This window comes from Flavobacterium sp. GNP001, from assembly GCF_054343775.1.
The window spans coordinates 3144942-3158535 of record NZ_JBTGUX010000001.1 but is presented as its reverse complement, the minus strand read 5'-3'; the positions used below and the strand labels follow the sequence as shown (position 1 = coordinate 3158535).

Below are 13594 nucleotides of genomic sequence, written 5' to 3'. Positions count from 1 at the left end.
CTAAGTATTTTAAAAAATCTTGATGTTACCAATAGCCTTTCATCCCATATATCAACATCCTTTACCCGACGGCCACCGTTTTCCGATGCTGAAATACGAATTACTACCCCAACAATTACTGCATGAAGGCACCGCTGTAGCTGCTGACTTTTTTGAACCTACAGCTTGCGCCATCGAACTAGTTCTTGCGGCACATGAAGAGGAATATGTTCAAAATTTAATAGCGCTACAAATTGATCCGCGAGCTGCTCGAAAAATTGGTTTTCCGTTATCCAAAGAACTTGTAGAGCGTGAACTAACCATTGCACAAGGTACGGTCACGGGCGCTGTAAAAGCATTTGAACACAAAATTGCATTTAACATTGCTGGCGGAACACATCACGCTTTTCCCGGTCATGGCGAAGCTTTTTGTTTACTTAACGACCAAGCCATTGCGGCCCACTATTTACTGAACAAAAAGCTGGCAAAAAAAATCCTAATCATTGATTTGGATGTCCATCAAGGCAACGGAACTGCTGCTATCTTCCAGAATAACCCACAGGTTTTTACCTTTTCTACGCATGGCAAAACCAATTATCCATTTAAAAAAGAAATCTCTAATTTGGATATCGCTTTTGAAGATCATACAAGCGATGCCGTTTTCTTAGAAACAATTGCCAAAGTGATTCCGCGTTTAATAAAGGAACAAAAACCCGATTTTATATTTTATCTGGCAGGCGTTGATATTTTGGCCACAGACAAATTAGGAAAATTAGGCTGCACGCTAGAAGGTTGCAAAAAGCGAGACGAAATTGTTTTAGCACTTTGTGCGAAACATCAAATTCCCGTTCAAGTATCAATGGGTGGCGGTTATTCTCCAGAAATTAAAACCATTATTGAGGCGCACGCCAATACGTACCGAGTAGCGAAATCTATTTTTTAAAAACAAAAACGGGACATCCCCAGTGAGACATCCCGTTCTTTTCAACTGCTTGCTAGAACTATTTGCTTAGCAAAAGCAATTCATTAGCTACAATTTCAGTAATGTATCGTTTTTCACCATTTTTATCTTCGTAGCTTCTGTGTACCAGCTTCCCTTCGATACCAATTTCTTTTCCTTTGGTAACATATTTCTCTATTAAATCAGCAGTTTTGCCCCAAGCAGTTACGCGGTGCCATTCTGTTTGCTCTACCTTATCCCCGTTTTCTTTGTAATAAACATCATTCGTTGCGATACTTACGTTGGCTAGTTTTTTTCCTCCTTCTAAAGTTTTAACTTCTGGATCTTGACCTACTCTTCCGATTAATTGTACTCTGTTTTTCATGGCGTGTAAATTTAAATATTAGTGTTTATTTGTTTGTATCCCGATCTTGTTTCGAATCGACAGTGCAAAGATGTGACGACTACCAAAAATTAATCGGTTGCTAACTATTTACTTTCGGTTGTAACTATTTGTAAGCGTTTGTAAATGGCAAATTTTTTAATTATATTTGTTGAAAATCAATTTATTATGCAAGCAGCAATCAACAAAGTAGAACTCCGAAATTTGAAATTTGAGGACTATAAAGAACTCAAAAATTCAATGGTCGAATCGTATCCAGAAATGACCGGATCCTACTGGAGAGAGCATCACATCGAAAAATTATTAAATCTATTTCCAGAAGGACAGTTGGTTATTTTAGTAGATGGAAAGGTAGTTGGCTCTGCCCTTTCGTTAATTGTTGATGAAAACTTAGTCGATAAAAATCATAATTACTCTGACATCACTGGCAAATACACTTTTTCGACACACAACGCAAAAGGAGAAGTTTTGTATGGCATTGATGTTTTTATTCACCCTAATTATAGAGGTTTACGTTTAGGGCGTCGCCTATACGATGCGCGTAAAGAATTGTGCGAACAGCTCAACCTGAAGGCTATTGTTTTTGCCGGTCGCATCCCTAATTACGGGCAACATGCAGAAACCTTATCGCCTAAAGATTATATCGAAAAAGTAAAACGAAAAGAATTGCATGACTCCGTACTTTCATTTCAATTGAGCAACGATTTTCACGTGCTGAAAGTCATGAAAAACTATTTAGAAGGCGATACCGACTCGAAAGAATTTGCCGTTTTACTAGAATGGAACAATATTTATTTTGACAAAAGTCCAAAACTGATCAACTTAGAAAAAACGGTAATTCGTCTTGGACTTGTACAATGGCAAATGCGTCAATTGAATAACTTAGAAGCCTTATTTGAACAATGTGAGTTTTTTGTAGATGTAGTTTCTGGTTACGGGAGTGATTTTGCACTATTTCCAGAATTGTTTACGGCGCCGTTGATGGCTGATTACAACCACTTATCAGAGGCCGAAGCTATTCGCGAACTAGCCAAACACACCGAGCCCATTCACAAACGATTCAAAGAATTGGCTATTTCGTACAATATCAACATCATTACCGGAAGCATGCCATACCTTGAAAATGGCACACTTTACAATGTTGGCTTTCTTTGCAAACGAGATGGAACCTCAGAGATGTATGCCAAAATTCACGTAACTCCAAACGAAGTGCAACATTGGGGCATGACCGGAGGATCACAAATTAAAACTTTTGATACTGATTGCGGAAAAATAGGAATTGTAATTTGTTACGATGTCGAGTTTCCAGAGCTGTCACGATTACTTGCTGATGAAGGCATGAATATTTTGTTTGTACCTTTTTTAACCGATACCCAAAATGCCTACACGCGCGTAAAACATTGTGCGCAAGCACGGGCTATTGAAAACGAATGTTATGTGGCGATTGCTGGTTGCGTAGGTAATTTACCAAAAGTAAACAACATGGACATTCAATACGCACAATCAGCTGTGTTTACACCATCTGACTTTGCCTTTCCGAGTAACGGAATCAAAGCAGAGGCTACTCCAAATACCGAAATGACCTTGATTGTAGATGTTGATTTAGACCTACTAAAAGAATTACATGAACACGGAAGCGTACGCATCTTGAAAGACAGAAGAACTGATTTATACGACATCAAAAAAATAAATCCATGACAAAAACCTGTTTAGAATGTGGCGAAAAAATTGTGGGTCGCGAAGACAAAAAGTTTTGTAGCGACGGCTGCAGAAATGCCTACAATAACAAAATCAATAAGGACAGTACCAATTATATGCGCAACATCAACAACAAGTTGCGCAAAAATTACCGCATTCTATCTGAACTCAATACCGATGGTAAATCAAAAACCACTCGAGCCAAACTTCTTAGCAAAGGATTTGATTTCGATTTTTTTACCTCGATATTAAACACCAAAACCGGAAACACCTACTACTTTTTATACGATCAGGGTTACATGGTTTTAGACAATGATTTTTACATGCTAGTTAAAAAAGACCTATAAATACCACTACCCCAAATGCTATAACCAACCATGAAAAAAAATTACGCATCCTTTTTTAGTGCCTTATTTATTACAGGCATTATCGGCTTTCTATTTTTTAGCCTAATGCCACAATGGACCGCTGAAGAAGAAGAACCTTTTGCCGAGTTCTCTACCAAAAGAGCTTTGCAACACATAAAAGCTATTGCTCAAAAACCGCATTATGTTGGCTCGAGCAATCATGACAATGTAGCCAATTATCTTGTACAAGAATTACGCAACCTTGGACTCACCACAAGCACACAACAAGGCTACACCTTGAACGATAATGGACTCTTGGTTCAATCAAAAAACATTTTAGCCCGAATTAAAGGTAGTGATTCTGACAAAGCATTGGTTTTGTTATCCCATTACGATAGTGCGCCACACTCCTACTCTCCCGGTGCGAGCGATGCGGGGTCAGGCGTGGCTACCATTTTAGAAAGTTTACGTGCGTTTCTATATGCCAAAACACCACATAAAAACGACATTATTATCTTGTTTACCGATGCCGAAGAACTCGGCTTAAATGGCGCAGCTCTTTTTGTAACCCAACATCAATGGGCTAAGGAAGTAGGCCTTGTTTTGAATTTTGAAGCGCGCGGCTCGTCAGGACCAAGCTATATGTTGATGGAAACTACGGCTGGCAATGAAGGCATGGTCAAGGCTTTTGCGGAAGCAAAAACCAAATATCCGGTATCCAACTCCTTAATGTACAGCATTTACAAAATGTTGCCAAACGATACCGATCTAACAGTATTTAGAAAGCAAGGCAAAATTCAAGGTTTTAACTTTGCTTTTATTGACGATCATTTTAACTACCATACCGCTCAAGACGATGTTGCGCATTTGAACCAAAACACGCTGGCGCACCAAGGAACTTATTTGATGCCGTTGCTCAATTATTTTTCAAACGCCAATCTTGAAGCCACCAAAAGCACACACGACGAAGTTTATTTTAGCATTCCGTACACCTTCATTCACTACCCGTTTAGCTGGAATAAACCTTTGGTTGTTTTTGCAGCAATATGGTTAGTTTTTATGCTTTTTATAGGTAAGGCAAAACGATTACTTTCATTTCGAGAAATCGCAAAAGGCTGTATTCCGTTATTTGGAAGCCTACTTACAGCTGGTTTATTAACTTTTTTAGGATGGAAAAGTCTACTGTTATTTTATCCGCAGTACAACGATCTACTCAATGGCTTTACCTACAACGGTCATGATTACATAGCCGCTTTTATGGCACTTACTCTTGCCATAAGTTTCACCTTTTACCATTTTTTCTCCGAGCGAAAAATAACCATGAATCATTTGGTTGCACCACTTTTCTTGTGGATCATTATTAATTTCGCACTTGTTTTTCTCCTTCCAGGAGCCGGATTTTTAATCATTCCTGTGTACTTTGCTTTACTTGCATTAACAGCTTTTGTGGCCACACAAAAATCAAGAATAACTTTAAACGTTTTATTAAGTATTCCGGCGCTTTTGCTTTTGGTTCCGTTCATACAAATGTTTCCGGTTGGTCTCGGTTTAAAGATACTTTTTGGAAGCGCCATCCTCACCGTGCTAACTTTTGTTTTGCTACTGCCTGTTTTTGGTTCGTATACCAAAAAAGGTTGGTGGGCCGTTCTGTTTTATGCCATTGCAATCGGCTTTTTTGCGAAAGCAGATTTCAACTCTAGCTACGAATTAGGCAAAGCCAAATCCAACAGTTTGCTTTACGTTTATGATGCTGACACCAAACGAGCCAATTGGGCCACATACGACACGAATTTAGACAGTTGGACTAAGAGTATTCTTGGCAACCAACCCAAAGCTGCCAGTAGCAACATGATTAATTCACTCACAAGCAAATACAATTCTGGTTTTAGTTATACTGCTCCAGCACCCAAAGTAGCGTTGAAAGAACCATCGATTGTATTTTTAGAAGACCGAATAGTTGGCTCCAAAAGATACGTAGCTCTACAAATTACGCCAAACAGAAAAGTGAACCGCTACGATATTTTTGCTAATGAAAAGATGAAAATCTATAATTTCAAAGCCAATCGTGCCACGGAAAGTAATAATTCAGCAGGCGAGTACCGCAGAAAAGGATCTAATTTGTTACGCTATTATGTGGTAAACAATGCGCCTTTGGTTCTGAAATTTAATTTTGATGCCAAAGTCCCTTTCGATATGGAGCTGCTAGAAAGTTCCTTTGATTTGATAAGCAATCCGCTTTTTCAAATTCCGAAAAGAGAAAACTGGATGATGCCTACTCCGTTTGTATTGACCGATGCTGTGGTGATTAAACAAAAAATTAAAGTTACTCCGGTAGCTGCATCGCCAATTGTTGTGCCTCTCAAACGCCCAAATACAATCATGCCTAAACCGCAAGCAACACCAATTACTGAAATTATTGAATAGAATAAAAATGAAACAAATTAGCATTTTAGGTTGTGGATGGCTCGGGCTGCCTTTGGCGAAAGCCCTTATTGCAGACGGACACGCTATAAAAGGCTCTACCACAACTATCGAAAAAGAAACCATTTTAGCCGAAGCGCAGATCAATCCCTACTCAATACAACTTTCTGAGAGTGGAATAACGGGACCAATCACCAATTTTCTCGACGGGTCAACTACTTTACTAATTGATATTCCGCCGAAATTACGCAGCACAGAAAGCGAAAATTTTGTTGCCAAAATCAACCAACTGATTCCTTTTATCGAGCAATCAACAATAGAAAATGTCCTATTCATCAGCTCAACATCAGTGTTTAATGACCTTCAAGGCAACGTTACTCAGGATACTGTTCCTGAACCTGATTCCGAAAGTGGCAAACAACTTTGGGAAACCGAGCAACTTTTGCACAGCAATAAGCTTTTCAAAACCACTGTACTTCGTTTTGGCGGATTAATTGGTGGCAACCGACATCCGATACATTTTTTATCCGGCCGCCAACAAGTACCCAATCCAGATGCGCCGGTTAATTTAATTCATTTAGAAGATTGTATCGGTATCATAAAAACCATCCTAAAAAACAACTTATGGGCACAAACTTGGAACGCCGCAGCACCTGCGCATCCTAGCCGAAAAGACTATTACACTCAAAAAGCATTAGAACATGATTTGGCTCCGCCACAATTTGTAAACGAAGGCGGCTCCGACCAAAAAATAATAGGAACCGACGAGCTACAAAGCATTTTAAAGTATACTTTTGCACAACCAAATTTGTGAAGTGAAAACCAAAATTAAGAATGCCGTTTCGTCAAAATTAAGTAGTATTGGCTTGCCAATTCTGGCTTTGTGCTGGATTAGTTTTTTTTGGGGAACCACCTGGATCGCTTCCAAAGAAGGCGTAAAACACATGCCTGCTTTGCAACTAGTAGCAATCAGGCAATTTTTGGGCGGAATCATTTACATTTCCTTTTTCTTGTTCAAAAAAACGCCTTGGCCAAAAGGAAAGCAATGGAAAACTATTGCCATACTCAGTATTTTAAACTTCGTGTTGAGCAACGCACTAAGCACTTGGGGTGTCAAGTACATCAGCAGCGGCTTGGGCGCTATCATTGGTGCGTGTGTCCCGTTGTGGATTGTAATTATTTCCTTTTTTCAAGGAGAACGTTTATCTAAGTTCTCTATTCTGGGCTTGTTAATTAGTTTTAGTGGCGTATGCGTCATTTTTTACGATCATTTAGCTGATTTTTTAATTCCTGATTTCCGCTTTGGGATCATCATTTCGGTTATTTCAACCATCACTTGGGCCTTTGGTACTTTGTACACCAAACAAAAAGCCGCCAGTTTTAACCCTTATTTTAGCCTGGGAATTCAAATGTTTTTGTCCAGTTTTTTGCTTTTTGCCTACAACGGCGCCACCGGAACCGCTGTAAACCTATCTGATATACCGGCAATATCTTGGTGGTCAATTGCATATTTGGTTGTTTTTGGTTCGGTACTTACTTTTATTGCCTTTATTTATGCGTTGCAAAACTTACCAGCAGCCATCAGTAGTGTTTACTCGTACATTAACCCAATTATCGCTGTGTTGTTGGGAGCTTTGATTTTTGGCGAAACCCTAAATGCAGCCATAGCCACAGGCGGCAGCGTTACTTTATTCGGTTTGTACTTGGTAAATTACTCCTTGCGAAAAGCACGCGCAAAAGAATAAAACCATCAAAATTCAAAACACTAATTCTTGATTTTAGGAGCAGGTGTCTATCTTACCAAGTCGTTTTGTCCTGCTGTACGCTACAATCTCCTGTGCCATCCCGAAGTTTCGGGGCTGGCACAGCAGGATTTCCGCTGCCATCAGGGCTATGAAAGTCGTATTGGCTTTCAGTAGGTAACTAAACCCGAGCACCTTGCAAAAACACCATGCAAAATAAATGAAGGAAATAAATTGGTTCTAAAACGTTGACACCTAACAGGTTTTTGAAACCTGTTAGGTGTTTGCAATTAATCAAGAAGAAAAACAGCCGTCACATCGAGCGCGGTCGAGATGAAGTTCGGGTTCTCGACTGCGCTCGAAATTTCAACGTACTATTTGCTGATTTTGTAATGAAAATAAAACGAACTATCGTAGCCCCGATGGAAGCGGCATCTCCCGATTTAGAAAAACAAGGCTTTTTGGCCGTAGTTTTTATTTATCGGGAATACAGCGCACAGCGGGACAACTCGCGAACGGAGCAATAAAGTACTGCTCCTAAAATTACAACTTGTGTTAAAAAATATCTAGCCCGAAATAAAAGCGTTTATTGTGCTGTTTTTTTGATCTAGAGTTCCTGAAAACCTAAAGCGAAAGTGTACAAAAACGACTTAATTTATTTAATGGCCGAGCGATGGGGCACCTTCATGACCTCATAAATGATTTTTAGGTGGTATTTTACGGTGTTTTCTGAAATGTGCAGTTTGTTAGCGATTTCTTTGTTAGTCAATCCATTTTTAATCCAAGTGATGATTTCGCGTTGCCTATCTGTAAAATCGTATTCAGGCAGGATGACTGTTGCGGCATCATCGGTTTTTTGTTGGTGCGTTAACTTTTCAATTTCACCATAAATACGGGTATTTTCTTGTTCAACAAGTATTCTTCGAGTTTTGTTAGAATAGTACAAACGCACTGCAAAATACAGCAACAGCAGCAATGCCACAATTACGCCGTACAATATGTAATCAAGGTAGCGTGCGTTTTGCTCTTTCAATTTGGTGTTTTCTTGTTCTAGTTGCAGCTCTGCCAACTCTAGTTTACCATTAGCATCGGTGGCATCGTAGAGTTTTACAATTGAATCGTATTTTTTTTGAACATCAAATGCGTTTTTATAGTCGTTATTTTCTTGATAGGTATTGCGCATTACCTCGTACAGGTACATTTCGTACTTGATCTTTTTGTACTTTTTAGCAATAGCTAAACCCTCTTTGAATGCGTTATCGCGTTGCGCGTCTAACTTCATTTTATTGTACACTTCAATTTTTTTACCATAAATATTGGGTAAATGTTCTGGTGCTTCGGCTTTGATGATGGCCGCTGCTTCGTCTAACAATTGCAGGGCTTCGTCATACTTTTTATCTAACATTTTTAAGTAGCCATCTTGCATGATCAACCACGATTTAGCACCTGTATCTAAGTGTTTATAGCCATCTGCACGCAAGATTACCAATAATTTGGCTGCCTTGTCGTACTCGTGATTATCAAAATATACAAAACATTTCTCGGCTGAAATTTTATTAGAAACTTCTTGAGGATGGTCACTTTTCATTCCTTCTAAAAGTGCTTGCTCCAGTTTATTTAATGCTTTGGTGTAGTTAAAAAGTCGTTTGTAGGTGTACGACATATACAAATACGCAAAATATTTATCGTACGACGAAGCGCTAGAATTGGTTGTAATTTTGCTTAAAACATTAATCGATTTCTCGTATTGCTGTGCATCGTTATAGCCATTTATTTGTTTTTCGAGTTTTATGATGTGTGGAGGTTGCCCTAAAACGGCGCAAATTCCTGTTAGAAAAATCATAAAAACCAAAGCGTACTTTTTTATCATTTTTAACTTTTTTTCAAAGATAATAAATGCGGTAGATTTTTAACAAAAATAATAATTTTCACAAACTACTCATTTACAGTTTTTTAAATAAATGACTACCCGACGGGTAGTCAGTAAAACTACCCACTAACTACCCGCTCTAAACTGGGAAAATCTAAAAATCGTGTTAATCTTTGCACTTTCAATTAAACACTATTATGCAACAACTGCTCAATTTTTTAAAACTTCTTTTTCTAAAAAGAGACGAAGCCATTTATACTTGCTTTCAAAACAACATCAAACTCACCGATAAAAATATCAACGAAGTGAGACAAATTTTAAATCAAAATAACACCAAAACAACCCATCCTTAAACAAAAACTCATTTTTATGAAACAAAAAAACTTTCTTTTATTTTTACTGCTGAGCCTGCACTTTATTGGCTTTGCTCAAGCCGACTTTACCCAAGGCAACTTACGCTTCATTCAGATTGCAGGAACAAACAATGTAAGTGTACAAAAAGCAGCCACTGCTCCTACTGGCACATTAATTATTCCTGCTACCGTTACGGACAACGGTAATAACTACAACGTAACAACAATACCCACAGGTGGTTTTGGTAATTGCATAGGACTAACAGCTGTTGTATTACCAAATTCAATAACCATTATTCCTGGTAATAGTTTTAGAGGATGCACTAGTTTAACGTCTATTACTATTCCAAACTCAGTAACGTCTATAGGTATAGATGCTTTTAGAGATTGTACTGCGCTAACATCTGTTGTTCTTTCATCATCAATAAGTGGAATAGGACTCGGCGCATTTAACAATTGTAGCTCATTGCAATCGATAACACTGCCTGGTTCCATACTTGGCATTCCTAGTCTTGCTTTTAGAAACTGCTTCAATTTGACCTCAATCACTGTACTAGCAGTAGAGCCACCAGTGATATCAGCAAGTTCTTTCTCTGGACTTAATCTTCTTAATGTAATACTTAAAGTTCCCTCAGGCACCGCTAATTTATATGATTCCGCTACAATCTGGACAGATTTTGGCACAATTACAGAAAGCGAATTAAATAACTTCACGATAGCCAACAACACAAACCTAGTTACAACCGGTAATGTATCAATCAATTATAGCGGTGGTCAACTAACTAATAATGGTACCATTACTAATCCTAGCGGAACATTAGTGTTCTCGGCTCCTGTTCTATTTGCAGGCTCAGGAACCACGAACACACAGCGTTTTAACACCACTCATTTGGGATTCACCCGTTTAAATAACCGCATCAATGTCACTGGAAGTGTTGACGTTAGCAACGGTAGGCTAAACGCCAACAACAACCTAACTTTAATCTCAAATGCCGCAGGCTCAGCAGTAATTGCTCCTCTAGCCGGAACAAGCACTATTACCGGTAAAGTTACCGTTCAACGCTACATTCCGCAAGGTAAAAGAGCGTTTCGCTTTTTGAGTCCGGGTGTTACTACAGACAATTTTATCAGCAACAACTGGCAATTGGGCACACACATTACTGGCTCAACAACAGGCGCTAATGGTTTTGATGCTACTGGTACTGGTAGCCCATCGTTGTTTACTTACAATAACAACCAAGCTACTGGAAGTGGTTGGACAGCAGTAACCTCTACCGATGCTACCAATTTACAAGCTGGTCAAGGCTACCGACTTTTAGTTCGTGGAGACCGAAATGTAAATATCAATAGCAATTCGTTGCCAACAATTAATGCAGCGGTTACTTTAAGCACAACGGGTAACATTAGCATTGGAAATGTAGTTTTTGATACTGCCTTAAATGCAACTAGCAATTTGGTAACCAACGGCTACAGTTTAGTAGGTAACCCTTACGTAAACACCGTAGACTGGAACGCCTTAACTAAAGTAGGTTTAACCGACTCGTATTACATTTGGGACCCAAATATGGGCACTGCCGCACAAAGAGGACGTTATGTGGTGTATAGCAGCACTACAGGATCAAGCAATGTGGCCTCTGCAGCAAACCAATACATTCAGCCAGGGCAAGCCTTTTTTGTACAAAACAGCGTACTAGGAACGCCTGGAACACTGACATTTCAAGAAAGTAACAAAGTAGGTAATGGCAACTTGACTAGTGTTTTTAGAACACAAAAAAAACCGATGGCTCGTTTGGACTTGAGCGTTTACGAAACTAGCGAATTAACTACAGGCGGTTTCCCTATTGATGCTACTGTAGCTGTTTTTGACGCTGCTTTTAGCGCCGATATCGACAAGGCCGATGTTGCTAAACTAAGTACTGGAACAGAAAACCTTTCAATTAGTAACAATACCAAAACATGGGCTATTGATGCTCGTGGACCAATTAGCGAAAAAGACGAAGTGCTTTTGAATTTACAAGACTTTCAAGCCAATAAAAACTACAGTTTCCGTACGCAGTTTTCGAATTTTGATGCATCAGTAAGTCCGTTTTTGGTAGATAAATTTTTAGGAACTAGTACTGCAATAACGACCGATAGTGCTACTACACTAAACTTTACAACCACAGCAGCAGCGGCATCGTATGCAAGCGATCGTTTCAAAATAGCGTTTACTAACAAAACGTTGGATACCAAAGATTTTGAAGCAGCTCAATTACAATTGTACCCGAACCCTGTAGTAAACGGTCAATTTTCAATTGATTTACCAAATACCATGAGCGGAACGGTTAACGTAAAAATCATCAACTTGATTGGACAAACGGTTTATGAAACTAATACCGAAGCCAAAAACAGCATTCGCATTAACACGCAATCACCGCTGCCGCAAGCTGTTTACTTGGTACAACTAACCAACAATGGCGAGCGTTTTACCAAAAAAATTACTGTTAACTAATTACAATGTTACTCATGAAAAAACAGACTTTATCCATACTACTTAGCCTTACTGCTTTACTGTTTCCGTTTGTAACGGCATTGGCACAAGAAGATTTTAATGATGATGTACAAGATGTACCTGCAGCACCTATAAACGACTGGATTCCTCTACTATTGCTGCTTGCTATTGCCGTTGCTTTTTATTTCTTTAAAAAACAGCACAATAGCAACAATAAATTAAACAAGTGGTAGATTAGCCCGAAACAATAAGAAAAAAAATATCAGAATAAAATAACGCGTCCTACAATAGGCGAACAATCAAAATAATAAACCTTTACAAACATGAAAAAACTTTTCTTTTTAGGCCTTAGCCTTATCGCATTAAACGCAAGCGCGCAATCAGTAGCTATTAACACTGATGGTAGCACTGCTGATCCATCTGCTATTTTAGATTTAAAAAGCACCAACCAAGGAGTTTTGGTACCACGCTTAACACAAACACAAAGAACGGCTATTGCCACTCCAGCCACGGGATTAATGGTGTACCAAACCGATGCTACTGCTGGTTTTTATTTTTACAACGGAACAGCTTGGACGAGTTTAAATGGAACAAACGGTACTAACGGTACAAATGGAGCCAACGGACAAGGTGTACCAACTGGTGGTACTGCCAATCAAGTACTAGCAAAAGTTAACGGTACTGATTTTAATACACAATGGATAACGCCAAGCGGTGGCGGTGCAAAGTTAGAACTTAGGGTTACCAAAAACACTACGCAAGCTTTGGTTACTTCAACATCTTCAAATCCAGATCTTGTAACTTATGAAAGCATTGTTACTGCTCCTACTTTAGGCTCCTATGCCAACAATGCATATACCGTTGGAACGAACGGAGCAGGACTATACCTGATACAGACAAGAAATTCTATGATTGATAATGCAACGAGTCCTAATAATACGCTTGGAGCTTATAACTTTTTAGAAGTTAATAGTTCTGCATATGGTTCTTTCAATAATATATATCCTTCTTATCTAAGTAATGTGAGCCAGAGAGGTGTTACCAATGTTGCAATTCGCAGTGCTACACAATATATGTTTTTGGTATTTTTGAATGCAGGTGATGTAATTAGAATTAGAGCAACTAGTGCAAACAGTACCAATACACAGACATTAAGTAATGATGGAGGAACGCAACTAATGGTTGTGAAGTTATAAGAAATCTAAATAAGGTTAACTAGATCGCACAGACTTTAAATCCATTCCTACAAATTAAAGAATAATAACAGCTCCCACTGACGCTCGATTGTAACGAGTGCCTATTTATCTTATAAAAATAAGTCGTAGCATTTGCAACGCGGCAAACTAAAAC

At 38.8% G+C, this 13594-nt stretch carries 13 protein-coding genes; 11 read left to right on the top strand and 2 right to left on the bottom strand.

Features of this window, described 5'->3' with window-relative positions:
• Positions 1-22: 22 nt before the first annotated feature.
• Positions 23-922 (top strand): histone deacetylase family protein, encoded by a 900-nt coding sequence (locus tag ACXX8U_RS13605; RefSeq protein ID WP_458566310.1) that lies wholly within the window; start codon positions 23-25, stop codon positions 920-922.
• Between the two features lie 58 nt (positions 923-980).
• Here the strand turns inward: ACXX8U_RS13605 and ACXX8U_RS13600 are convergent, their stop codons facing one another.
• Positions 981-1304, bottom strand: coding sequence for a single-stranded DNA-binding protein (locus ACXX8U_RS13600; RefSeq protein ID WP_210790597.1), 324 nt, complete (start codon positions 1302-1304; stop codon positions 981-983).
• A 186-nt stretch (positions 1305-1490) separates the two neighbouring features.
• Here ACXX8U_RS13600 and ACXX8U_RS13595 point away from each other — a divergent pair, with 186 nt between their 5' ends.
• From ACXX8U_RS13595 to ACXX8U_RS13570, 6 genes are all read left to right on the top strand, one after another.
• The gene (locus ACXX8U_RS13595) at positions 1491-3020 is read left to right on the top strand and encodes a GNAT family N-acetyltransferase (protein ID WP_458566309.1); all 1530 of its coding nucleotides are present in this window, start codon (positions 1491-1493) and stop codon (positions 3018-3020) included.
• Positions 3017-3367: a hypothetical protein gene (locus ACXX8U_RS13590; protein ID WP_458566308.1), complete on the top strand. Its 351-nt coding sequence runs from the start codon at positions 3017-3019 to the stop codon at positions 3365-3367. Before ACXX8U_RS13595 ends, ACXX8U_RS13590 begins: the two co-directional genes overlap by 4 nt.
• A 30-nt stretch (positions 3368-3397) precedes the next feature.
• Complete coding sequence (locus ACXX8U_RS13585) at positions 3398-5791, top strand: M28 family peptidase (RefSeq protein WP_458566307.1); 2394 nt, start codon at positions 3398-3400, stop codon at positions 5789-5791.
• A gap of 7 nt (positions 5792-5798) precedes the next feature.
• On the top strand, positions 5799-6602 hold the full coding sequence (locus ACXX8U_RS13580) for an SDR family oxidoreductase (protein WP_458566306.1): 804 nt from the start codon (positions 5799-5801) through the stop codon (positions 6600-6602).
• Between the two features lies 1 nt (position 6603).
• The gene (locus tag ACXX8U_RS13575; RefSeq protein WP_458566305.1) at positions 6604-7533 is read left to right on the top strand and encodes a DMT family transporter; all 930 of its coding nucleotides are present in this window, start codon (positions 6604-6606) and stop codon (positions 7531-7533) included.
• 263 nt (positions 7534-7796) lie between these two features.
• Complete coding sequence (locus ACXX8U_RS13570; protein WP_458566304.1) at positions 7797-8057, top strand: hypothetical protein; 261 nt, start codon at positions 7797-7799, stop codon at positions 8055-8057.
• 128 nt (positions 8058-8185) lie between these two features.
• On the opposite strand, the gene ACXX8U_RS13565 is transcribed toward ACXX8U_RS13570, so the two are convergent.
• Positions 8186-9400, bottom strand: coding sequence for a helix-turn-helix transcriptional regulator (locus ACXX8U_RS13565; RefSeq protein WP_458566303.1), 1215 nt, complete (start codon positions 9398-9400; stop codon positions 8186-8188).
• 197 nt (positions 9401-9597) lie between these two features.
• On the opposite strand from ACXX8U_RS13565, the gene ACXX8U_RS13560 reads away from it, so the two are divergent.
• The 4 genes from ACXX8U_RS13560 (at position 9598) to ACXX8U_RS13545 (ending at position 13440) form a co-directional block, all read left to right on the top strand.
• The gene (locus ACXX8U_RS13560; protein WP_458566302.1) at positions 9598-9753 is read left to right on the top strand and encodes a hypothetical protein; all 156 of its coding nucleotides are present in this window, start codon (positions 9598-9600) and stop codon (positions 9751-9753) included.
• A 16-nt stretch (positions 9754-9769) separates the two neighbouring features.
• Positions 9770-12244, top strand: a complete 2475-nt coding sequence (locus ACXX8U_RS13555) for a leucine-rich repeat protein (protein WP_458566301.1) — start codon at positions 9770-9772, stop codon at positions 12242-12244.
• Positions 12245-12258: 14 nt separating this feature from the next.
• Positions 12259-12477 (top strand): Fjoh_0651 family PID-CTERM protein, encoded by a 219-nt coding sequence (locus ACXX8U_RS13550; RefSeq protein ID WP_458566300.1) that lies wholly within the window; start codon positions 12259-12261, stop codon positions 12475-12477.
• 90 nt (positions 12478-12567) lie between these two features.
• A complete protein-coding gene (locus ACXX8U_RS13545) occupies positions 12568-13440 on the top strand; it encodes a phage tail-like protein (RefSeq protein ID WP_458566299.1) in 873 nt (290 codons plus the stop codon).
• Positions 13441-13594: the final 154 nt, after the last annotated feature.